This window comes from Dyella sp., from assembly GCF_035277725.1.
In the GTDB taxonomy this organism is placed as follows: domain Bacteria; phylum Pseudomonadota; class Gammaproteobacteria; order Xanthomonadales; family Rhodanobacteraceae; genus Dyella_B.
The window spans coordinates 12,719-36,679 of sequence record NZ_DATEJY010000178.1 but is presented as its reverse complement, the minus strand read 5'-3'; the positions used below and the strand labels follow the sequence as shown (position 1 = coordinate 36,679).

Genomic DNA, 23,961 nt, shown 5'->3' with positions numbered 1-23,961 from the left:
GGCGGTCTCTAGACTTAAGTGCAACACCCCCAATCGAGGTGCTGCATGGCAGGGAATTACCGTCATTTAAGTGCCGAAGAACGCGGCGCGATCATGGTGGGCAAAGCACGCGGAGAGAGTGCCCGGCAGTTGGCGGCGTGGCTCGGTCGTTCACCCAGCACCATTTCACGAGAGCTAGCTCGCAACGGTCATCGTGAGCCCACAGAGCGCCCTTTCATGGGGCGCCCACGGTTAGCCTACGATGCTCAGCGAGCCGGGCAACGCGCCGCGCGACTACGCCGTAAAGCGCGCCGCCCACGTAAATTGCTACCGACCTCACGCCTGTGGCGGCACGTGCAACGTTTGCTGACCAAGGGCTGGTCCCCGCAACAGATCAGCCGCACACTGCATCGTCAGCACCCTGACCAACCGGCTTGGCACGTGTCCCACGAGACGATCTACACCGCTATCTATGCCGCACCACGCGGGCAGCTGCGGCAAGCGCTGGTGGCGTTGCTGCGGCAACACAAATGCGCCCGTCGTCCTCGTGGTCAGGGCGCCGATCGGCGTGGCCGCATGCCCGATTTGCCCAGCATCCATGACCGGCCACCGGAAGCGAATGAACGGCTGTTGCCAGGGCATTGGGAAGGTGACCTGATCAAAGGCACACGCAGCACGGCGCCGGTCGGTGTACTGGTGGATCGCCAGACCCTGTTTTTGAAGTTGGTCAAATTGCGCGGCAGTTCGGCCCAGGAAGCGCTAGAGGGATTTAGCCGCGCCTTCGCGCCGCTTCCCGCGTCGATGCGCCGAACACTGACTTATGATCAAGGCAAAGAAATGGCGTTGCATAAGACGCTGTCACGCCGAACGGGGCTAGCGATCTACTTCGCCGATCCTCATAGCCCTTGGCAGCGTGGCATCTGCGAAAACACCAACGGTTTGCTACGCCAGTATCTACCCAAAGGCGAAGATCTTTCGCTTTACACCCAGCGCCAATTGGATGCGATCGCGCGCCGTTTGAATCTTCGCCCACGAGCGACCCTGGATTACCACTGCCCCGCTGAAATGTTCATGCGCGCACTGGGGCGAAACGATCTGGCGGATCAAATTGATGATGCACTTCTAGATTGACTCCGCCAACCCAAAGAAATGGCCTCAAGAGCTCATGGCGCTATGTGGGTTACAAGCCGGAACGTTCGAGGCCAGGTCAAGGATTTACATCCCAGGTTCTGCGTTCCCGCTATACCGCAATGCGTCGTGGCGTTGCGGCACAGATGGATCAAAAGCAGTTCTGGCTGACGCGTAACGTGGGATGCGGCAACACGCTTTTTGTACTTGCCTCAGCGCTCCGGCGCGTTGCGGTATAGCCGGGACGTAGAACCTGAGGTGGCAATTTATCTCTCTGGCGATAAACGTTCGGGCTTGTAACTTTCTAAGCCAAGAGCCTTTCAGGCCATTTCTTTGGGTTACTTTTCTTTGGGCCAGCAAAGAAAAGTGACTCGGCTGCCGACAGGCAGTCGAAACGCCCGCCGCGCAGGCGGCACCCTGGCGCTATATCACACATCATCGCACCAACGTCCACACCCACGTAGCCAACCAATGCGAGATGTGTGTAATCAGATGGCTTCGACTGTGTTGGGTTACGCCGCGCTAACCCAACCTACGCATTGCGCGATATCCCTCCCCCGTAAACAACAGGGGAGGGCGCAAACCCCATCAGAAGTCATACTCCGCATTCAACTGCAGATACCGCGGCGTCTGATAACCGGTCGCCGTCAGATACGTCGTGGTGGTGTACAGCGACGCTCCACTGTTGGCGTTCTGGTTTTCGTTCACTGACAGCACCGTGTGCTTGTTGAACACGTTGAACACCGTCGCGCGCAAGGTCAGGCCTTTCATCCAATGCGGGTGATACGAACCGCTCAGATCCAGCTGCCACAACGTCGGCGTCGTGCCGGCCGAACCGCGCGAGACGTACGTGCCCACGCCGTCGATGTAGCAATACAGATACGGCGAACCGCCGGTGGAGCCGTAACCGTTGATTTCCGCATCGATCGGCGCATCACCGTAGCAGTTCTCCGGACGGCCGGTCTGGCCGATCAGGTTGGCGCCAACCTGCCACTGATCGGTGATGCGCCAGGCGCCGTAAGCCTTCAACGTGTGGCGATGGTCGTTGGTCTGGTTGCCGTTGTTGCCGAGCATCAGCTCCGGATAGTCGAACAACTCCGAGGTGCCGGTATCCGCCTGGCCGATATTGGAGTCGACCAGGCCCTCGGTATTGCCGTAGGAGCGGGCAAATGTATACGACACATTGAGGTAGTACTTGTTGTTGAAGTTGCGCTCGGCGGTCAGTTCAAGCGCATAGTAATTGCGCTTGTAAGCTGGCTCGCCGATGTCGTTGCCGCTCAATACCACCTTGTACAGCTTGCTCGGGTTGTTCGGATCCAGCGGCAGATACAGCGTGGCGCCGCTGCCCGGATTGTTGATGAAGCAGCCGTTGAGCGTGGATGCCACGGCACCACCGCTGTTCAACGCGGGACTGAGCGAGGTGGTGGAGTAGTCGAAGCCGTAGACCGAATCGGCGTACTTGGCGATCGGGCGGAAATCACACTCGTCATCCAGACCGGTGAGCACGTGGCGCACGATGCCCTTGATGCCCAATGTCCAGTCGTTCCACTGCTGCTGCGCACCGAGAATGAACTCGCGCTGCTTGAACGGCTTCAGGCCTTGCGGCGCATACGAGGAAGCCGCCGGCGCCACGCCGCTTTCGGCATTGGCGTACTCCACCGGGCCAAGCGCGGTCAGGCCGGTCGGCGCGCCGGTGCTGGCGTTCACGCCGGTGTAGCTGAAAGCCTGATAGCTGTAGACCGACGCCGCAGCGCCGCGAACGGCGACGCCCGCATCGATCGGCAGCGAGTAATCGCCGGCACTGCCGTACACCTTCAGCGACGAATCGCCATGCACGTCCCAGGCAAAACCCAGGCGCGGCTGCAGGTTGTGATCCTGCCGCACGAAGGTCTGGCCGAGCGCGTTCTTGTTGTTGAACTGATCGTTGCGCACGCCGATGCGCGCCAGGAAGTTATCCGTGACATGCCAGTTGTCCTGCAGGTACTCGGCGCGTTGGGTCACGCTGACCTTTGCGCCGGTGTTGAAGACGACCTTTTCGACGTAGTTCTCGCTGGCCGCAGCGCCCGAGGTGGAGCTGTCCGGCAAGTATTCCCACAATGCGCCGCCTTCATAAGCCTGGCCATACATCGACGTAGTGACGTCACGCGTCCAGCCACCCGTAATGTCGTGATCGCCGATCTTCCATTCCAGATCGAGGCGGAACGACTTGCGGGTGTCTTCGCTGTTGTACGCGGTCAGGAAGCCGCCCGGCACGAAGTTGCAATGGGTGTACGGGGAAACCGTGCCGGCCAGCACCGGATTGCGGTCATCGACAATCGTCGGGCAGCCCGAGGCTTCGTTGGTGATCAGGCCATCGTAGCTCTCCACCGTGCCATCCGCTGCCACTGCCGTGTTGTAGCGCTTGTTGCGATTCTCGCCGTACTGCGCGGTGAGCGTGAAGTCGTCGGTGATGTAGCTGGTGTACTTGAGGATGTTGTTCTGGCCGCCGTACTTGGTGGTCACCCGACCCTGGTAATCGTAGTGGTAGGGCGTGTTGTCGGCGGTGAAGCCCGAGTAATAGACGTCCGTGCTGTAGTGACGCGTATCGTTGAAGCCGGTGTACTCGAGGATGTTGCTGTCGTTGATGTTCCAGTCCAGCTTCAACAGCCAGTACGGGTCTTTCTCGGTCTGCTGCTGGTAACCGCCGCTGCCTGCCTGGGTGATCGGGTTGTAGTAGTCCGATTCGGTCTTGGTCTGGCTGACCAGGGCGAACATGAAGAGCTTGTCCTTGATCAGCGGGCCGCCCACCCACGCATTCCAGCGCGAGGTGAAATCGATCGGGTTCCAGCTGCTGTTGTTGCCGACCGACGCGTTCTTGTTGCCGCGCGCCGAGTACGACATGTTGCCGTTGTTCAAATACGTGTTCGGCTCGCTGGCCATGGTTTCGGCGGGGTTCCAGGTGATGTCCACGCCGCCTTTCCATTCATTGGTGCCGCGCTTGGTGTTCACCGAAATCACGCCGCCGGTGGCGTTGCCGTATTCCGCACCATAGCCGCCGTCCTGCACCGATTCCTGGTCGATCGCTTCGAACGGCACCTGCGAGAAGCTCAGCGAATCGAACTGGTTGGTGACGTTGAAGCCGTTGACGTAGTAAGCGTTTTCCGCGACCGACGATCCGCCGAATGAAGCGAGGTTGCCGAAATAGGAGTCACCCTTCACCGCACCTGGCGTGAGCAACGCAACGGCCGTCACGTTCTTCTCGATCGGCAGCGTCTTCATCTGCTCGGCGGTGATCACCGTGTTGGTCTGCACCGACGACACGTCGACGGACGCCGTGGAGTTGGCCGTGACGCTGATCGTGCTGAGGTTCTTCGCCGCTGTCGTGGCCAAATTCACGTTGGCGCCCTGGCCGGCGAGCACGGTGACTTCCTGGCTGCTGGTCTTGCCGTTTTCCACCAGGTTCACCTGGTACTTGCCGGGCAACAGCGAGGTGAACTGATAACGGCCATCCGCGCCCACCGTCATGCTGCGCGAGGCGCCGCTGCCTTCGTTGATCACCGATACCTGCGCGCTCGGATCGGCCGTGCCGTAGATGGAACCCGACGTGCTTTGCGCCAGCACGGCGCCGCCTCCCAGGCCAAGGGCCAACGTAACAGCCCAGGCCATCTTCTTGTATGGAAGATTCTTGTTTTCACGACGATGCATTGGTTTCTCCCCAACAAAGAGCAATAACGATCCGCGCCGGGCCAAGCCCAGCGGGAAGTGCAGAAAAACGGTTCGGCTATGCGAATGTTTTTTTCACATTACCGCGCGCCATAACGCGCATCGGCTGCGCTTTACACCTTTGGCCCGCGATCACAAATTGTTGGCCTGCCACGACAATTCGCATGCCGTTGCACGTTGTGCGCGACAAAAAGAATGAAGCCCCGACAACCGGGGACTGGTTGCCGGGGCTTCGAGGGTCCGATTCCCTTCTTGGAGGGAGTGCAGGAAACAGACCCGATGGTGACATGCTGGGATCACGTCACCGTTTTTGCATCGCCCCACACGCGATGCAAGACCTTAGGTGTCGAGTTTGCTATGAAGTTCGTGTGCGAAATGCGTTTCGCGCATCAATGGCCTTAAACATCAAGCAAATGGCCTGCGTCGACAATTGGACGTCTAAATGTTCGACGCTTTATTCCGTCTTCTCTGGAAGTGCCATGAAAGTACGCGTTCCCTCTGATCCGTCTCCCCGGCGAAAGCCGGGGCCTAGCAACTTTGCTTAACCATCAAGGCACTGGGCCCCGGCTTTCGCCGGGGAGACGAGTATCAAGCGCATTGTAGAAAGCCGCACAGAAAAAACCCGATACGACCGCACATCGCATCGGGCTCGTCATATCAAACCTGCCCCGCGCGATCAGCCCGCATCTATCGCCACCACGTCGCTTGCCGCCAGGCCGAACGCCGGTGGCCGATCTTCCGGCTTCGTTCCGAACGCCATGTTCGGTGTGTCCGACATATGGAATTCCAGCACGCCACCAGCAGCCAGTTCCGCATGGCTGATCCAGCTCTTCGTCCACGGCTTGCCGTTCCACGTCACCGATTGGATATACGGACGGTTCGATCCATTGTTGAACGTGCGAATCACCAGCTTGCGATCGTCGCCAAGCTTGATCTCGGCATGATCGAGCACCGGGCTGCCGAACACATAGTTGGTGCTTACCGGATCGACCGCATACAAACCCAGCGCACTCATGATGTACCACGCGCTCATCTGGCCGCAGTCTTCATTGCCGGCAAGGCCGTCCGGATCCGGCGGATACATCGTTTCGGTCAACATGCGCACGCGCGATTGCGTCTTGTAGTGCGAGCCGGTGTACGCATACAGATAAGCCATGTGATGGCTCGGCTCGTTGCCGTGCGCATACTGGCCGACCATGCCGGCAATATCCGGCGGTGCATCCGCCGGCAACTTGGGGCTGGTGGTGAAGAGTTCATCCAGCTTGCGCTCGAACACGTCAGGGCCGCCGAATAAACCCATGTACGCGTACAGGTCATGCTGGTTGAGGAAAGTGGCCTGCCAGGCATTGGATTCGGTGAAATCGCGCCATTCCTTCGAATGGCCCATGCCGCGTGGATCGAACGGTTCCAGCCATTCGCCGTTTTCACCGCGCGGGCGCACAAAGTTGAGCTTGGTGTCGAACACGTGGCGGTAATTGCGCGAACGCTCGCGCAGCTTGTTCGCCAGTTCCTTTTCACCTGCCGCATCGGCCATGTGCGACACGGCCCAGTCGTCGTAGGAGTATTCCAGCGTCTTGCTGACGGCTTCCGGTTCCTTGTCGCTGGGGATGTAGCCGAGCTTGCGGTAGTAGGTCAGGCCGCGGTAATCGTCTTCCATCGCGCGCTTGCGATAGATCGGCCAGGCCTTGGCGTAATCGATGCTGGTGAAGCCTTTCGCCTGTGCTTCGGCCAGCACCACCGCCGAGTGGTAACCGATCATGCAACCCGTTTCCACGCCCTGCAGCGGCCACACGGCCGGACCTTCCGGGCTTTCTTCCGCCATGCGCACCAGGCAATTGAGGAAGTCCGGCACACGTTCGGGCTGGTACAGCGTGTAGAGCGGATGCAAGGCGCGATACGTATCCCACAGCGAATAAGTGCTGTAGTTGTTCTGGCCCTGCGGCAATTGATGGACGGCCAGATCCATGCCGCGATAGCGGCCATCGACGTCGCTGAACAACGTGGGCGCGAGCATCGTGTGATACAGCGAGCTGTAGAACACGCGCAGCGTGCGTTCCGATGAGGATTCCACGCGAATGCGGCTGAGCTCCTGCTCCCACGCATCGGCGGCCGCCTGCTGCAGCTGATCGAAATCCCAGGCGGGAATTTCCGTATCGAGATTGCGCATGGCGCCTTCGATGTCTACACCGGAAATGCCGACCTTCACCAGCACGGGTTCCTTGGCGACGTCGTCGATATGCAGCACGGCTTTCAGGTGCGTGCCCTTCAGTTCGCCGGTACCGGTAGGCGCCGCCACGTCATCCGAATAGAGTATGGCTTGCGAGAACGGCCGCGACACTTTCATGGCGAAATAGATGTAGCGTCCATCCGCCCACTGATGCACGCGCCGGCTGCCGACCAGCGTGTCGTTGCCGACCAGCTTGAGCTGCGCATCGGTCACCTTGCAGGGGACTTTGTAGTCGTCGTGGAAGCCGTGCGCCCAATCCACCATCAAATGTCCGCTGCCGGCACCGTGGAAGGTGTAGCGGTGCAGGCCCGCGCGCATGCTCGCGGTAAGCTCCGCGCGAATGTCGTGATCGGTCAGGTGCACGCTGTAATAGCCGGGACGTGCATGCTCCGCGTTGTAGCGCGAGCGATAGCCGCGGCCGGGATGTGCTTTGTTGTGTTCCGTCAGCAGCGGACCGGAGCTGGCCACGCCATCGAAGCGCGAGTGGTAATTCTTGTCCGGCAGGCCGCGATCGCCAGGCTGCAGCAGCACCTCGCCTTGCGCCGGCATCACCAGCACATCGAGCATGTCCGCCGCGCCGGTGCCGCTCAAATGCGTGTGCGAGAAGCCCATGATCGAACCGTCGCCCTGGTGGTAACCGGACGATGCATCCCAGCCGGCGTCATTCGTATCGGGGCTCAGTTGCACCATGCCGAACGGCATCGATGCGCCCGGATAGGTATGCCCGTGCCCGCCGGTGCCGACGAATACGTCGACATAGCGCGACACGCCACTGGCCTTGGATGCGGCAGCACCGGCTGACCCCGAGGCTGCACCCGGATTCTTCGCCAAACGCGCCAGCGCAGGCAGCGAACCACCCAACGCAGCCGCCGCCCCCAAACCCTGCAGGAACCTTCGACGTGACACCATGTTGCTACTCCCCAGATTTCTCGTTGTCGTGGAAGCAAAGGCGTCTGCGAAACGCTCGCGGAGCCATCACCCCGATCGCGTGCAAAACGCACTCACTTAGTAAGGCTAGGGCTTGGCTGATCAGGCCAAGACTACCGAACGACTGTAAACGAAAAATTTGTCTCGATCCAAATTTTTCTTTGTCGACGTTAATTTGTTGATTCAAATAGGTTTAATCAAAAATTTGCGGCAGTGCAAAACTGCACGGCTGGCGTTTATCGGCGCTGTCCACCCTTGTCCTGATAGCCCGACATCGCACCGGACAGGACAACCGCTGATACCTCAAGCCACCGTATCGACAAACACCCCGCGCAACCCGCTGACACCGCTCTCGCTCAAGTTGCGCGCCAACGTGTTCAAAAACGAGGGCAAGCTCGGCATGGCGCCGCTTGAAGCATCGACGGATGACGCGCCAAGCGAAGTCCACAGACTTTGGAACACCGTCGGCAAGCTGCTGCCGCCGCTTGCCGTGGATGAGGTATTGGCGCCCAAGGCTTGAGCGAGGTTGGAGAACGACGATGCCATGCTTCGATACTGCTGTATCGGCTGCGTTGCGTTCTGCCGCGTAGTAAGCGAGGCGTAGGGCGTATCGCTTGTCGTGGCGGTGTTAGACGCGCCACTGGTTGCGTTGGCGCTGGGAATCAGCCCGAGCTGCGTGAGTGCCGATGCAATCGCCGAAGCCAGCGGTTCCGCAGCAGCCGTCGACGAATCCGCCACGACCGCAGGTGCCGGCGGCAGCGATTTCCTGTCATGACCGGAGTGGCTTGGAAAAAGGCCACTTATCGGCTGCGAACTGCTGATGCTTGGCACACTCAAGACAGCCGGCCTCATGAACGGTGAGCGCCTGACATGGTAGCTCGGAAAGGGGCCGCCAGCACGGGCGTCCCTGTCGCCAAAGCCAGCGGCGAGTGGAGCCCATACTACGTGCAGGTGTCTTCGGCACGTCCGCATCAGCTCGGTGTGTGGGATTGAGGTTAGGTAGGCTGGGACAAAATCCCGGCGTGCTTGCGATTCACGGTGCTGGGATTTCATCCCAGCCTACGTGGCTGCAAAAAAAGAGGACTCTCCTCTCCCGCTTCAGAATATATCGCACCCCGGGCCTTGCCGTAAGGCCGGGGTCATGCTGCAGCATCGCCCGCCGTTGCCGGAACCTGTGAAAGCGGAGTCGTCAAATGGGCGTGATGTCGAAGTGTGTTGCGAAGGTGAGTGCGGCGGTGAGTACGCATGCGGTGGTGATTGCCGGAGGCGGTCCCACCGGATTGATGCTGGCGGGTGAGTTGGCGTTGGCGGGCGTTGATGTGGCGATTGTCGAGCGACGCGTAAACCAGGAGCTGGCCGGTTCGCGTGCAGGTGGTTTGCACTCGCGCAGTATCGAGGTGCTCGATCAACGGGGTATCGCCGGTCGGTTCCTCTCGCAAGGGAAAACGTATCCGTTCCTGCACTTTCACACGCAGCTGGATATCAGTGATTTTCCCACCCGGCACAACTACGTGCTTGGGCTATGGCAGAAGCATATCGAGCGCATTCTCGCTGATTGGGTGAGCGAGTTGGCCGTGCCCATCTATCGCGAACGCGAAGTGATAGGTTTCATGCAAGACGACACCGGCGTCGATGTCGAATTGTCGGATGGTCATTCGCTGCGCGCGCAATATCTGGTCGGCTGCGATGGCGGACGCAGCCTGGTTCGCAAACTGGCCGGCATCGAATTCGCGGGATGGGAACCGTCGATGAGCTGGTTGATCGCCGAGGCGGACATGGCGGAAGAGCCCGAGTGGGGCATTCGCTATACCGACGCCGGCATGCAAGCCATCGGCAAGTTGGAAGATGGGCGCGCACACCTGGTGCTTACCGAAGCGCAACTGGGGCCCGCTGGCGAACCGACGCTGTGCGACATCCGTGCAGCGTTGATGTCGGTTTACGGGACCGATTACGGCATCCATCGCCCCACCTGGATATCGCGATTCACGGACATGACTCGCCAGGCGGCGGCGTATCGAGAGCGACGCGTACTGCTGGCCGGCGATGCCGCGCATGTGCATCCTCCGGTTGGCGGTCAAGGCTTGAATATCGGCGTGCAGGATGCCGTGAATCTGGGTTGGAAGCTGGCGCAAGTCATCAAGCGGATATCGCCGGAAGGTTTGCTCGATACCTATCATGCCGAACGCCATCCGGTGGGTGCGCGCGTGCTGCACAACACGATGGCGCAAACAGCGCTTCGCCGCACCGATGCACGCACCAAGGCACTGGGTGATGTCGTTGCCGAACTGGTGGCGATGGACGCGCCGCGCAAGCGATTGGCCGGCATGATGTCGGGCCTGGATGTGCATTACGACTTTGGTGAAGGGCATCCGCTGCTGGGACGGCGCATGCCGGATCTCGATGTGGCGACTGTCGACGGGACGGTGCGGGTTTTCACGCTGCTGCATGATGCTCGGCCAGTGCTGATCAACTTCGGTACCTCGGGTGATATCGACATCACGCCATGGGCCGATCGAGTGCGATCGATCGAAGCTACCCACACGGGTGCGTGGGAGTTGCCGGTGATCGGCGCGGTGAATGCGCCTGCTGCGGTGTTGATTCGGCCCGATGGCTATGTGGCGTGGGTGGGTGAAGGGGCGCAAGCAGGGTTGGTTGATGCGCTCACGACTTGGTTTGGGCTGGCCGCCGAGAGGCAGACAAGCGTGGCGTGATGCGTTGCATAAGCAGCCGTCGTAAACTCCATACTCGTCATTCCGGCGAACGCCGGAATCCAGTGAAATACGTCGTGCGAAGCACACAAAACCTTTAGGTCGTGTGCTGCGCACATCATCTTTGACTGGATTCCGGCTTTCGCCGAAATGACGAGTATTGGCATCTATGCAGCGAAGAAGGCAGTCGCTCGCATCGATTGGAAAAAAACCGCCATCAATGCAAATGCCGCAAAAAATCCGTCTCCGGCCGCGGCTGTCCAAGCAGATAACCCTGCACGAACGAACATCCAAGCTCGCGCAGTACAGCGAGCTGACCATCCTGCTCGACGCCTTCCACGATCACCGTGAGCCCCAGCGAGCGCGCCATGCCGATCATCGATTCGAGCAGGCGACGCGTCTGCACGTCGACGTCGATGCCGCTGACGAAACTGCGATCGATCTTCATGGTATCGCAAGGCAGCAGACTGACGTGGCTCAAGGAAGAAAAACCGGTGCCGAAATCATCGAGCGCTACGTGGATACCCAGCGTACGCAGCGATTGCAAGGCGGCGCCGCAGGAAAGCATGTCGGTGACGTACAAGCGTTCGGTCAGCTCGATCGCCAAATGCTTGCGCACCGACTCCTGCAGGTTGGTCGTGAGAATGTCCATCAGCCGGCCCGATGCAAGGCTGCGTGCTGTGACGTTCACGTGCAAGCGGAACGACGGCGGCAGGTTTTCACCCCACGACTTGAGACTGGCGATGGCATGTTCCATCACCCACGCGTCGACGCGGGTCATCAGCGGCGTGTGCTCGATGGCATCCAGAAATTGGCCCGGTGCAAGCACGCCTTGTTGCGGATGGTTCCAGCGCAACAAGGCTTCGGCGCCTACCGGATATTGCCCGTTCTGCACGGCAAAGATCGGCTGGAAGTAAAGCTCCAGCTCGCCACGCTCCAGCCCTTCTTCCAGTTGCTGATGGATGGTCAGTGCGGTGCGGGTACGGGTGCGCAGCGCCGGATCGGCGAGGATGACGCGCTCGTCGCTGAGTGGATCGGTGCGGGCGGCTTCGTTCATGGCCAGGCGCAGCAGTTCCGCCGCCTCCACCGGTGCGGTTTCGGCCGGCCATACGGCGATGCTGGCGGTGAGCGCATGCACCGAACTGAGCGCGGGCGATGGCGTATGCGGCGTCATGCCGAGTACCGCTTGCACCTCCAGAATCAGCTGCTGGTCGGGCAGCACATCCGGTACCAGCCAGCCCAGCATGTTTTCGGCGACGCGCGCGACGGTGTCGACTTGTTCCCACTTTGCTTGCACGTGCGCAGCCAGCCTGCGCAGCAAGGCGGCGGCTTGCAGCTCGTCCGTGCCGAGCGCGATGTTGGCATGGTTGTTACACGCCACCGCAACCAGCGCTAATGAACGGCCGGCGGCCATGATGCGCTCGGTGCGTTCCAACAGCGCAGCGCGATTGGGCAGTTCGGTTTGTGCATCGAAGTGGGAAAGAAACGTATGCTCGACGGCACGCAGGCGGCGACGCTCCAGCACGGCCGAGATGCGCGCGCGCAGCAGCGGCATGAGCACCGGTTTGGCCAGGTAATCTTCGGCACCCAGCTCGATGCATTGCGCCGCCATTTCCAGCGTATCGTGCGCCGAAATCATCAGCACGGAGATATCGCGCAATTGATCGTCCGCACGCATGGCGCGCAGCACCGACAAACCATCGGAACCCGGCATCATCACGTCCAGCAGCATGATGTCCGGTGGTTGCCGCAGCGCCTCGGCCAAGCCGATCTCGCCGTCGCGCGCCTCGCTCACATGTTGGAAGCCCAATTGCTTGAGCCGTTTGCGCAACATGAATCGGCTGTTTTCGTCATCGTCCACGATCAGTATTCGAGCGTCCGGGCTCACGATGCGCTGTCCTCAAGGTCGGGGCTGTCGTGTTTGATCACGCGCTGCAGCGCGTCCAGCAGCTTCGGAAACTCGATCGGCTTGGGTACGAAGGCGTTGGCGCCGGCCTGCATTGCCTTGAGGATGTCGTCTTCCATCACGTGCGCGGAAAGCACGATCACCGGCACGTCGCGGGTGAGCTCATTGGCGCGCAGCTTTTGCAGCACTTCCAGGCCGTTGATGCCGGGCAGGTTGATGTCCAGCAATACCGCGTCAGGTCGTTTCCACACCGCCGCGATCAGCGCCTTTTCACCATCCTCGACGTGGCGTATCTCGATGCCATGCCGTTGCAGGCGGCGACCCAGCATGAATGCGTTGTCGTCGTCGTCCTCGACGTAGAGCACGGTGGTCATGTTGCTCCCCTCACATGCGATGGGTGGGTATCTGCAACTTATCCAGCAGGCGATGGACGTGATACACCACGTCGACATGGTTGGGAGCGTCCTTGCGGACCAGCATCACGGCGCGCTCATACAAATTGCGGGATATCTCCGGCGAAATATCCGCCGCCGTCACCAGCATGATCGGCACCGGCGCCAGCATCGGATCGGTGCGCATCGCCTCGATCACCGCCAGGCCGTCCATGCCGGGCATGACCATATCCAGCAGCAGCAGATCCGGTGGACGGTTGCGCATGATGCTCAGCGCATGCTCGCCGTTGGGTGCCGTATCCACCTGGTGGCCGGCCTGGCGCAGCATGTTGGCGATCGAGTCGCGATAGAAATCATCGTCGTCCACCACCAGCAGCGAGCTGCTGCTCGCGTTGCCGACGAAACGCTGCACCAGATGGCTCAGGTGTTCGCGATCGAACGGCTTGGTGAGATGCTCCACCACCCCGAGCACACCCGTGCGTTGGTCCGGATCGGTGACCGTGCAAAGAATCACCGGCAACTCGGCATGGTCCGGATCGGCGCGGATGGCGGCGAGCACGTCCCATCCCGTCATGTCGCCAAGGAGGATATCCAGCACCATCACCGCCGGCCGCAGCGAGCGCGTCAGCGCCAATGCCTGTTCGCCGGATGATGCGCTGACCACGTTGATGCCATCGCGCTCCAATGCATTGCGCACCAGCTCGCAGGCATCTTCGTCATCGTCCACCACCAACACCACCGGATTGCGTCCAGGTACAGGCTGCAGCGCAAGCGTGGCCAGGGAAGGACGCGGTTCGGCACTGCTGACGTCGCCGATCGGCAGCGTCACGGTGAACACGCTGCCGGATTGAATATCGCTGCTGACGCTGATGTGGCCTTCCATCAGCCCAAGCAATTGCCGAGAGATGGTGAGGCCTAAGCCGGAGCCGCCGAAGCGACGTGCAATGGAGCGATCGGCTTGCTCGAACGGCTCGAAAATGCGCTGCAATTGCTCCGGCGTCATGCCGATGCCGGTATCGGCCACCACAATCTGCAATTGCTCGTGCTGGCTGGAAACCTTCACCTTCACTTCGCCGTTGCGCGTGAACTTGATCGCGTTGCCGATGAGGTTGAGGATCACCTGGCGCAAGCGCGTCACGTCGACACACACCAAATCCACGCCGGGCGCAATCTCCAACAGCAGTTTGTTGCCGTTGGCCTTGGCCAGCGGCTGCATGGAATTGATGCTGGTTTCCAGCAGCGTCTGCACATGCACGATCTCGGTGTGCAGCTCGATGCGACCGGATTCGATGCGCGAGATATCCAGAATGTCGTTGATCAGCGAGAGCAGATGCCGGCCGGCATTGACCACGCGCTGCATGATCTCGGCGGTTTCGCGGTCCTCGCGTTCCTCGGCTTGTTCGAACGTCAGTTCACTCAGGCCGATGATGCTGTTGAGCGGCGTGCGCAGTTCGTGGCTCATGTTCGCCAGGAACAGCGACTTCGCGCGGTTGGCGGCCTCCGCTTCCAGCTTGGCGATGCGCAACTCCTGCTCGGTGTGCATGCGTTGCGTGATATCCATCGAGATCACACCCACGCCGGCGATGGCATTGCGTTCGTCGGTGATCGGAAAGCGCCGGGTCAGCAAGGTGTAGGAACCGCCGAGGTAATTGACCTGTTCCTCATAGGCGGTCACGCCATGCCCCTGAACCACCTCGTGATCGTGCTTGCCTATCAGCTCGGCCGTTTCGGGTGTCGCCACCGTGTCGACTTTCTTGCCCAGCAATTCGTTGGCAGGGCGGCCCATGAGGCTTGCGGCCGTGTCGTTGACGCGCAGGATGTGGCCATCCTTGTCCTTCACCTTCATCGCCACGTTGGAATGCTGGAAAAAGTCGTCCAGCAGATGCGCATTGGCGCGCATTTCTTCTTGCAGGGCATGCATACGACGGTACAGCAGTACCAGCCCCATACCCATGATCACCAGCAACAACACCAGCGCGCCGATCAGCAGGTAATCGCCATCTCCCGACGTGTTGGTTTGCGCTGGTGCGCCGATCGGCGCCTTCGCCAGCAAGGGCATACTGACAAACAGGAGCACGGCTCCCACGGACTTGGCCGCCCTACCGGCCGACGTAGGTAGCTTCATAAGGCTATTCCCCCTCTCACCCGCATGGTTCACGTCCCTCTGCGCGGGATGGCGCTGCTGCGCCAGCCGGGGGACATGTTATCCCTTATCGAGAAGAATGTAGGAGGTCCGTGAATAATCACACCGTCATCGCAGCTTTTGCATCGATCTGATAACCGATGCGTGAAGGCCGTGTGAAGAAAAAGCGTCTGCATTTCCACAGGGGGCTAAAGTCAGCATCGTAGGCTGGGATGAAATCCCAGCTGCCTTGTGGCTATCGAAGCTGGGATTTCATCCCAGCCTACGGCGCCTAGCGCAGCAGCTCCGGATGCTTGCGCTGGATATCGACGATCAATTCGCCAAACAACGTATTCGCCCACGCAAACCAGCTGCGCGTGAAGGTGGCCGGATCATCCTGATCGAACGATTCATGCATGAAGCCGCTGCCGGCATCGGTATCGCGCAGCCACGTCAGGCATTGCCGGATTTCCGCCACATCCAGGCTGGTCTGCGCATACATCATGATCGACATCGGCCAAATCATGCGCAGCCCTTCGTGCGGTCCACCGATGCCTTCAGCAGCCTTGCCGCGGAAGAAATAGGGATTGCGCGTGCTCCACACCAGCTCGCGCGTATGGCGATACAGCGGATCGTTGCGATCACAGCAACCCAGGTACGGCAGGCCGAGCAGGCTGGGTACGTTGGCGTCGTCCATGAACAGCTGATTGCCGAAGCCGTCGATTTCATAGGCCAAAAAGGCCTGGCCATTGGCATCGCGCATGCGCCCATCCTGCTGCACTGCCCGTTCCACTTCGTTCGCCAGCGCTTCGCATTCCGAAGCGAAGCTCTCGTCGTGATGCACGGTGCGGCTCATCGTGGCCAGCTGGCGCAACGACAACACGGCAAACAGGTTGGATGGCACGGAAAGCGGATACAGGCAGGCGTCGTCCGAGGGGCGGAACATGGAATGGATCATCCCGTTCGGCCGCGTGGGATTGCCATAGCCGCCCAGCATCAGCGATTCCGTCGGCACTTCCGACATTCGCTGGAAATGATACGGCCCGTGATCGTGCTTGCGCTGCTGCTCGCGGAACGTCTTCAGCACCCGATGCATCGCGGTGCGCCAATCGTCATCGAATGGCTCGACGTCGCCGGTGGCCTTCCAATAGCCGTGTGCGAGGCGGATGGGGTAGCAAAGCGAATCGATTTCCCATTTGCGCTCACCGACGCCGGGTTTCATATCGGTGTTGTCATGCACTGACCATTTCAAAGGCTTGGCATGCGGATCGGGCATGAAGGCGTTGGCATAGGGATCGATGCGAATGCAGCGCGCCTGGCGGCGAATCAGGCCGCGAAACAGCCGTTGCAGCGCGGGATCGTTCTTGGCCAGCGGGATATACGGCACGACTTGCGCGGAGGAATCGCGCATCCACATCGCGTCGATGTCGCCGGTGATCACGAAGGTATCGGGTTTGCCGTCGAGCGTGCCCAGTTCCACCGTGGTGTCGAGCGTGTTCGGGTAGCAATTCTCGAACATCCAGGCGAGCTTGGGATCGGTGATGGATGCCTTGACGCTGGCGAGTTGCTGCTCGACGGCCTGGCTGACGAATTTGCGCTTGGCGACGGGAGGGCGCTTGCTGGTGTAGTGGGATGCAGCGCTAGCCATGACTGGCAAGGTGATGCCGGCCATGCCAGCGGCGGCGGTGGTGCTGATCAGTTTGAGAAAGTCGCGGCGGGTGGGCATGGCGTTGAAGTATCTCCTTTAGCAGAACCGTCATTCCGGCGAAGGCCGGAATCCAGTTTGAATATGCGTCCGAAGGACACGACATTTTTTTATGTTGAGTGCTGCGCACGACATATTTGGACTGGATTCCGGCCTTCGCCGGAATGACGAGCAAAATGTGTCGCGACAACCAAGCTATTTATTGGCGGCTTTCATCACACCCGCCAGATCCTGTACCCGCAACGCATGCTGCAGCTTCTCCAGCCCCGCCTTGCTGTGCACCGTCAACGTCACGCTCTGTCCCGGCAATACGTTGAACGCGTTATCCGACACATCCGCATCCAGATCGCCAAACGACACCCACACATCGCGCGCCAGCGTGTCGCTCGACAGGGTCAGCGTATAGCCGTCCGCAGCTGCGGCCAGCAAGGTGTGGATCTGCGGCGCGGGCAGCGCCAGCGTCTTGGCTTCATCGAAGAACACCAGGTTGCGCGATACCACCTTGTCGCCATCCAGCAGCTCGAACACCGCGAACGTGGCATGCGGATCGGCGCCATTGAGCAGTTGCGCATCCGTATACGTCGCCACCTTGGTGCTGCTCAGTGCCGCGACATTCGCGTCTTCGTCATGCGTGCTCAGCACCTTGCCGGCGAAATCCAGCGTGCGCATGCGCCAATGCAGTGTAGTGGGCGAGGTGTTGTCGGAAACGAGCGATACCGTCGTGGTGCCGTTGTTGCGCAACGCGGCGATCAGCAGCGGCGCGTAGAACCGCCTGGCGTGGAACTGCAGCGCCTTCCAGCGGCCGAAATAATCGATGCTGGCCCACGACGCACCCGGCCATACATCATTGAGCTGCCAATACATGGAACCCATCGCCTGCGGACGCGAGGCGCGCAGATGCTCAGCGGCCAGCTGGATACCTTCGGCCTGCATCACCTGGCTCAGATACACGAACGATTCGAAATCCTTCGGATCGCCATAGCTGCGCGTGATGTACAACAGCAGGCGCTTGTTGCCGTTGCCGCTGTCGAATTTCTGATGCGCGCGCATCACCGGCGATTCCGGTTGCAGATCGCCCGCCTGCGTGAAGGCGCGAATGGTGCGCATCTCCGGGAAGGACTGCAGGCCGTATTCGGATTGAAAGCGCGGCGTGACGTTGAGATATTCCGTCACCGGCTTGGCGTCACCTGACCACACGTTCCAGTAGTGGTAATCGCCGTCATCCAGCACGTTTGCCGGGCCGTCGTAGTCGGTGCTGGGCGAGCTGGCCCAGTACGGCACGCTGGGATCGTATTGGGTGACCACGTTGCGCAGCGTGTTGCTGAACAAGTTGACCATGCCGGTCACCAGCTTCTCGCGCTCGTCACCCGAGATGGCCTTCTTCAGCGCCAGGCGATCGCCCCAGCCATCCCAGCCGGTCTGCACTTCATTGTTGCCGCACCAGAGCACGATGCTGGGATGATCGCGCAGGCGCTTCACTTGCTCGATGGCTTCCTGTTTCGTGTTCTCGACGAAGGCGACGTCGCTCGGCGGAATCGCACCGCCGAACATGAAGTCCTGCCACACCATCAGGCCGAGGCGGTCGGTCATTTCATAGAACGCATCCGGCATGTAGTAGCCACCGCCCCAGATGCGCACCGCATTCATGTTGGCATCGCGTGCGGATTGCAGCACGCGTTCCATTTGCGCGTTGGTGGCACGCGGCGGAAAGCTGTCGAAGGGAATCATGTCCGCGCCTTTGGCGAACACCGGAATGCCGTTGACCACGAAGGCGAAGCTCTTGCCCCAGGCATCTTTTTCGCGGCGCAACTCGATCGTGCGCAGGCCGGTGGCTCGCTGCACGCTGTATAGCTCGGTGCCGCCATCACGCAGGCTGGCCTTGAACGTATACATGTCCTGCGCGCCGTAACCCGCCGGATACCAGCGCTTGGGATGGGCGATGCGCAACGGCACGCTTACCGTATTGCTGCCGGGATCGACGGTGACGTCCTGCTCCACGTGCGCGGCCACCTGTCCATCCGGGCCGAGCGCATCCACACTGACGTGCACGGTCTTGCTGGTATCGGCAAGTACCTCGAACTGTGCCGCGATCTGCGCTGCCTCGGCACTTACATAATTCTGTTGCACGTGGAAGCCACCCACGCGCAGCGCATTCCAGCTGTCCAGATGCACCGGCTGCCAGATGCCTTCGGTAACGATGCGAGGGCCCCAGTCCCAACCGTATTGATAGGCCGCCTTGCGCACATAGTTGGCGGTCTGCTTGCCCTTGGGTTCGTCGCCGAAAGCGGAATCGAACTCGCCCGGCAGCGCGTACGGTTGCTTGAGCAGCCACGGCAGCAATCGCTTGATCGGCGAGTACAGCCGCACTTCCAAGGTATTGCTGCCTGCGTGCAAGGCGGATTTCACCGGCACGCGCCAGCGGCGGAACATGTTGTCCGCCGAGGTCAGCTTCTTTCCATTGAGATAGACGTCGGCGAAGGTATCCAGGCCGTCGAACACCAGCTCCACGTGATCGCGTGCGAGCGTGGCCTGGTCGACGTTGAAGCTGGTCTGGTATTGCCAGTCGCTCAGCCCCACCCACTGCACGCGCGCCTCGTTGTCGCGATAGTACGGATCGGGCAGCAGCTTCACCGCCATCAAGTCGGTCTGCACCGTGCCCGGCACGCTGGCGCTGTGCCAGCGCGTGGCGTCGTGGTGGTCCTTCGCCTGCGCATTGCCTTCCAGCAGGCGGAAGTGCCAGCCGTTGTCCAGGTTCTGCGAGGTGGTTTGCGCGCTGACGTTGCAGGTTGCCAGCGGCAGCCACAGCAGTGACAGCAGGGCGATTTTCGAGAAAGGCCGTGATGCGCCTGCGGACAAGCGGATGGATTGAAGCATGCTGTTCAGCCGTGAGTTGCGTGGATACCCGTTGCGCGGCGGCGGCTGGCGCCGTCTTGCGCACCCCATTTAAATCGATCTATATCAAACAACCCTAGCAGTTGCCTAGGGCGCCGCGCATGCCGCGGTGCAATAGCCAGACATGCGCTGGCATCGGGCAACACCGCCCGAAGTTTCCCTGGGCAGCAAAGCCAGGACTTCCGACACATGTCTTCAGTGGCCGTCGTGTCACTGTGAATCTTATGCCACGCGCAGTGGCACGCACGGGAAATTTCGTCCACATGCCGTCATGAAAAAGTCTGGTGCTTCTTCACGCAGCCACGATGTTGCCGGTAGTAGAAAGAACTCGACCAGGAGGCGCTTATGAACCCGCGCGCAGGTCTGCAAAGCAGCGTGCCAGGAATGCCGTTTCCCGCCAGCCCATCCGTCGATACCGCCACCTTGGCCAAAGGTATCGAGGCCAGCAGCGTTGGCATCATCGTGACTGACGCCACACCGGCACAGGCCATCCTCTACGCCAACGACGCCTTCTTGCACATGACCGGTTATGCGCGCGAGGAAGTGCTCGGGCGCAATTGCCGGTTTCTGCAAGGAAGCGACACCAGCAAGGACGTAGTGCACGAAATTGCAGAGGCCTTGCAGGAGCCGCGGGAGGTGTCCGTCGAGTTGCTCAATTACCGCAAGGACGGCAGCACGTTCTGGAACCTGCTGTACATCTGCCCTGTTTGCGACGACACCGGACAAGTGGCGTATTACTTCGGCTACCAGCGCGATATCTCGCAACGCAAGGAAACCGAGGAAGCCTTGCAGCAGGCCATGCGGCTGGAAGCACTCGGCAAACTCACCGGCGGCGTCGCGCACGATTACAACAATCTGTTGCAGGTGATCCAGACGTCGCTGGAAATGATCGAAATCAGCGTCGCCAGCAACGAGGACATTGCCCGCCGCACCACACGCACCATCGAAACCTGCCGCCGCGCGGTGGATCGTGCCGGCGTGCTCACCAAGCAACTGATGGTGTTTGCCAGGCGGCAAACCTTTGCCGCCAAGCCCATCGATATCAACGATCTGCTGCAACGCTTGAGCAGCGTACTTACGCAGGCGCTGGGCGAGCAGATCCAGGTAAGCCTGCATCTGCAGCCGCAGCTATGGCACTGCACCGCCGATCCTGCGCAGACGGAGCCGATCATCATCAACATCGCGATCAATGCGCGCGACGCGATGAAAGGGGCCGCGGACCAGCGATTGGACATCAGCACGTTCAACCGCGACCTGACACGCCTGGAAGCCGCGCGGCGCAACCTCGAGCCAGGACGCTACGTGGAGATCGTCATCGCCGACAACGGCCCCGGCATTCCACACGACATCGTCAACCGCGTGCTCGATCCGTTCTTTACCACCAAGACCGAAGGCAAGGGCACAGGCCTGGGTCTCTCGGTGGCATACGGTTTTGCGAAGCAGTCCGGCGGCACGTTGTATGTGGAAAGCAAGGAAGGTCTCGGCACCTCCATCCATTTGCTGTTGCCCTATACCGAGGCGCCCCGGCAGGAGCAAGCCAGCGAAAGCCCGCACTCCACGCAGCCGCGCATTCTGCTGGTGGAAGACCGCAGCGACGTCGCCGCCACCACCAAGCAAATGCTGGAACTGCTCGGCTACCAGGTAAGCGTTGCCAACGAGGCGGATTCCGCCCTGCAAATGCTCAAGCAGAACGGCGGCTACGAACTGCTGCTTTCCGACGTGATCATGCCGGGCTCCATGGATGGCATCGCACTGGCACGCATCGCAACCCAAGAGCAGCCTCGCCTCAAAGTATTGCTGGTTACCGGCTACGCCCAACTCGACGACAAGGAAGACCTGGAATTTCCCGTGCTGAGCAAACCGTATCGGCATACCGATCTGGCGTGCAGATTGCGCGAGTTGTTGTATCAGCGGGTGTCGGATGTGGGTCGAGCCGGATGCTGACTACGCGTGATCAGGTTGCGATGAAAGTGCATGCCACTTTCTGATCCGTCGCCCCGGCGTACGCTCTCAACCTGCTAGCGTTTCCCCCCGCGAGTTTGCTGGGTTATGCCGCGCTAACCCAGCCTACGCGATTGCACCGGCGACGTTCGAAAATGTCGCCTAACTGTCGCTTGCAAAGCCAGCGTAGGCTGGGATGCAATCCCAGCATCGGTGCCAAAAAACAGCTTGGATTTCATCGCAACCTGCGACTGCGGCCGCTCAGAAAGAAAGCCATGCAATGCTGTCACTCCATCATCCGCATGGAACGACATTTGCACTAGCGCAACACACCAAATTTTCATCGCATGCAACATAGGATCGCGCGCGCAGGGGGAACTGAGGGAGGAACCCCATCATGAGAGCTATGCGCGTGGCACGTCGCCTTGCGGCGGCGGTGCCCTTCGTTTTCGCTTTTCTATCCATGCCGTCCGGTGTTGCCATGGCCATGCCTGGAGAGATCGCATCGATCGATCCGCCGGTGCCGCATCCCGCTGAACAGCCATGCGAAGTCGAACTGCTCCACAATCGTTCATGGCCGCAGATACGCGTGAGCGCGCCCAACGATCCCACCGTCAGCTACACGCCGCCCACGGCCTGCCCGCCGCCGTGGTCGAAAGTGATTCTGAAAGTGGATATTCAAGCCAATCGGCGCTCGGTCGTGGATACGCTTGGCATGGACTTGAACAATGTGCGCTTGTTTCACGGCGCGGTACCGCGTTACGACGGCACCACTAACTGGCATGTCGAGCGCGATCTGACCGACTACAGCAAGCTGTTCATCCAACCGCAATCGGGCCTCATCTGGAGCGCGCAGGATGGAGAGGCCGACGATGAGATCGACAGCTACGCATTCACCGGCAATGCAACGCTTCTGTTCTATCCGGCTACTGCCACGTATCCGGTCCCGCGGGTGCCGGACGTGGTCATCGGCGTCAATCAAAGCTCGCCAACGTTTTTGCCGACCAACATCGAGCGGGCGTATCTGGATGTCCAGCCGGATTACCAGAACAGCTACCAAAGTACGAGCAATGATGGCTATGACTGGTTTACCTGCTACGGCAACGATCCCATCAGCGGTGCGATCGGCAACGCTGTTGCTTCCACCAATGGCATCGGCGGTCTTCCGTGGGCGACCATCTTCCCGCCGATACAAGGTTGCAGCGAAGGCAGCTTCCTGGAGGTGAAGGTCAGCGTGGACGGAACGCCGGCTGGCATTGCCCCTGCGTTTCCTTATGTCGTGGCGGATTTGAACTGGCTGTTGCCCAACAGTGCGAACAAGCCGATCACGACGCCGGAAATGCTCAATTTCAAGCCCTTCCGCGTTGACCTGACGCCGTTTGCCGGTGTCTTGAGCACACCCGGTACGCACAACGTCACGGCGGACGACAACCTCGGCAACGGCGGCGCCACGCTGCTGCTTTATCTCGATCCGGGTGCCATCGGCGTAACGGGTGCCGTGACGCTCAATACCTTGGCCACGCAGAGCGGCGCTCCCATCATCACCAATACGCTGCAACAGAACGGCGGAGCCATTACAGGCGACATCGTCACGAACCAGCAGCGCAATTTCGAGATCCGCGGCTTCGTCATCACCTCGGAGGGGCGCATCGATACGGTGGTTCATCAGACCAGCCAGTTCAGCAATACGCAGGCATTCGATCTCAATAGCAATCCGCTGGTTTACAACACGTCGTCCAACGAGCTGTACGACCAGAACATCTGGTTGACCAGCACGGTGCAACAAACCAGCATCCGCAAGCTTGGCAACTACGTGCTCAGCTGGGACAGGACGCGCGTGCGCTATCCGCTGCATCTGACCTATCACACCTTTGCGCAGATCATCGACTATGGCGACAGCGAGGGTGATGTTCCGTTTTGCGACAAGGTGGCGGTCACGCAGCAGGAAGTGGTCGATGGCGATCATTACCTACCGTCATTGGGTCATTACATGACGCACATGCAAAGCGCATTCAGCTCTCTGCGCACGGGCGGCCAGAACACCTCCAACCCGGTGTGGGAAAGCACCACCTCGCGCGACTACAAGGACAACCTCGGCAGCTGCTATCGCGCTGGCATGGCCTCCAGCCAGGGCTCGATCACCGCGCTCAGCAAAGGCCAAGGTTGCCCAGGCAATCAGAACCAGGTGGCCTGGTATGCGCATCCGGATGGCGCACCTGGCAGCAGCTGGTGGCCATAAAAGTCATATAGCTATGACGTAGTGAAGTGAACAAAGCCGTCCACCTGGGCGGCTTTGTACTGAGGGGCCCTAGCGGCAATGCTTCGAACTTAA

Annotated in this window: 12 protein-coding genes; 4 read left to right on the top strand and 8 right to left on the bottom strand. The window is 60.4% G+C overall.

The genetic code is table 11. The features are described 5' to 3' along the window. The first annotated feature begins 45 nt into the window (after positions 1-45). Complete coding sequence (locus tag VJR68_RS15690) at positions 46-1,110, top strand: IS30 family transposase (protein ID WP_324149203.1); 1,065 nt, start codon at positions 46-48, stop codon at positions 1,108-1,110. Positions 1,111-1,695: 585 nt separating this feature from the next. Here the strand turns inward: VJR68_RS15690 and VJR68_RS15685 are convergent. The 3 genes from VJR68_RS15685 to VJR68_RS15675 all read right to left on the bottom strand — a co-directional run bounded on the left by VJR68_RS15685 (position 1,696) and on the right by VJR68_RS15675 (position 8,815). Beyond that, positions 1,696-4,791: a TonB-dependent receptor gene (locus VJR68_RS15685; RefSeq protein ID WP_324149202.1), complete on the bottom strand. Its 3,096-nt coding sequence runs from the start codon at positions 4,789-4,791 to the stop codon at positions 1,696-1,698. Positions 4,792-5,485: 694 nt separating this feature from the next. Then, on the bottom strand, positions 5,486-7,945 hold the full coding sequence (locus VJR68_RS15680; protein WP_324149200.1) for a GH92 family glycosyl hydrolase: 2,460 nt from the start codon (positions 7,943-7,945) through the stop codon (positions 5,486-5,488). A 321-nt stretch (positions 7,946-8,266) separates the two neighbouring features. Continuing rightward, positions 8,267-8,815, bottom strand: coding sequence for a hypothetical protein (locus VJR68_RS15675; protein ID WP_324149198.1), 549 nt, complete (start codon positions 8,813-8,815; stop codon positions 8,267-8,269). Positions 8,816-9,156: 341 nt separating this feature from the next. Here VJR68_RS15675 and VJR68_RS15670 point away from each other — a divergent pair, with 341 nt between their 5' ends. Next, the gene (locus VJR68_RS15670; protein WP_324149196.1) at positions 9,157-10,674 is read left to right on the top strand and encodes an FAD-dependent monooxygenase; all 1,518 of its coding nucleotides are present in this window, start codon (positions 9,157-9,159) and stop codon (positions 10,672-10,674) included. Between the two features lie 214 nt (positions 10,675-10,888). Here VJR68_RS15670 and VJR68_RS15665 read toward each other — a convergent pair whose 3' ends face one another. From VJR68_RS15665 to VJR68_RS15645, 5 genes are all read right to left on the bottom strand, one after another. After that, positions 10,889-12,559 (bottom strand): EAL domain-containing response regulator, encoded by a 1,671-nt coding sequence (locus VJR68_RS15665; RefSeq protein ID WP_324149195.1) that lies wholly within the window; start codon positions 12,557-12,559, stop codon positions 10,889-10,891. Next, positions 12,556-12,951 carry a response regulator gene (locus VJR68_RS15660; protein WP_324149194.1) on the bottom strand — a complete coding sequence of 132 codons (396 nt, stop codon included), beginning with the start codon at positions 12,949-12,951 and terminating at the stop codon, positions 12,556-12,558. Before VJR68_RS15660 ends, VJR68_RS15665 begins: the two co-directional genes overlap by 4 nt. A gap of 10 nt (positions 12,952-12,961) precedes the next feature. Then, complete coding sequence (locus VJR68_RS15655; RefSeq protein WP_324149193.1) at positions 12,962-15,094, bottom strand: response regulator; 2,133 nt, start codon at positions 15,092-15,094, stop codon at positions 12,962-12,964. A gap of 289 nt (positions 15,095-15,383) precedes the next feature. Continuing rightward, the gene (locus VJR68_RS15650; RefSeq protein WP_324149191.1) at positions 15,384-16,817 is read right to left on the bottom strand and encodes a glycoside hydrolase family 125 protein; all 1,434 of its coding nucleotides are present in this window, start codon (positions 16,815-16,817) and stop codon (positions 15,384-15,386) included. 174 nt (positions 16,818-16,991) lie between these two features. Then, positions 16,992-19,670, bottom strand: coding sequence for a beta-mannosidase (locus VJR68_RS15645; RefSeq protein WP_324149190.1), 2,679 nt, complete (start codon positions 19,668-19,670; stop codon positions 16,992-16,994). A 363-nt stretch (positions 19,671-20,033) separates the two neighbouring features. Between VJR68_RS15645 and VJR68_RS15640 the strand changes: the two genes are divergently transcribed. Both VJR68_RS15640 and VJR68_RS15635 read left to right on the top strand, forming a co-directional pair. Further along, complete coding sequence (locus tag VJR68_RS15640; protein ID WP_324149187.1) at positions 20,034-21,632, top strand: PAS domain-containing protein; 1,599 nt, start codon at positions 20,034-20,036, stop codon at positions 21,630-21,632. A 394-nt stretch (positions 21,633-22,026) separates the two neighbouring features. Next, positions 22,027-23,868 carry a peptide-N4-asparagine amidase gene (locus VJR68_RS15635; protein WP_324149185.1) on the top strand — a complete coding sequence of 614 codons (1,842 nt, stop codon included), beginning with the start codon at positions 22,027-22,029 and terminating at the stop codon, positions 23,866-23,868. The last annotated feature ends 93 nt before the right edge of the window (positions 23,869-23,961 follow it).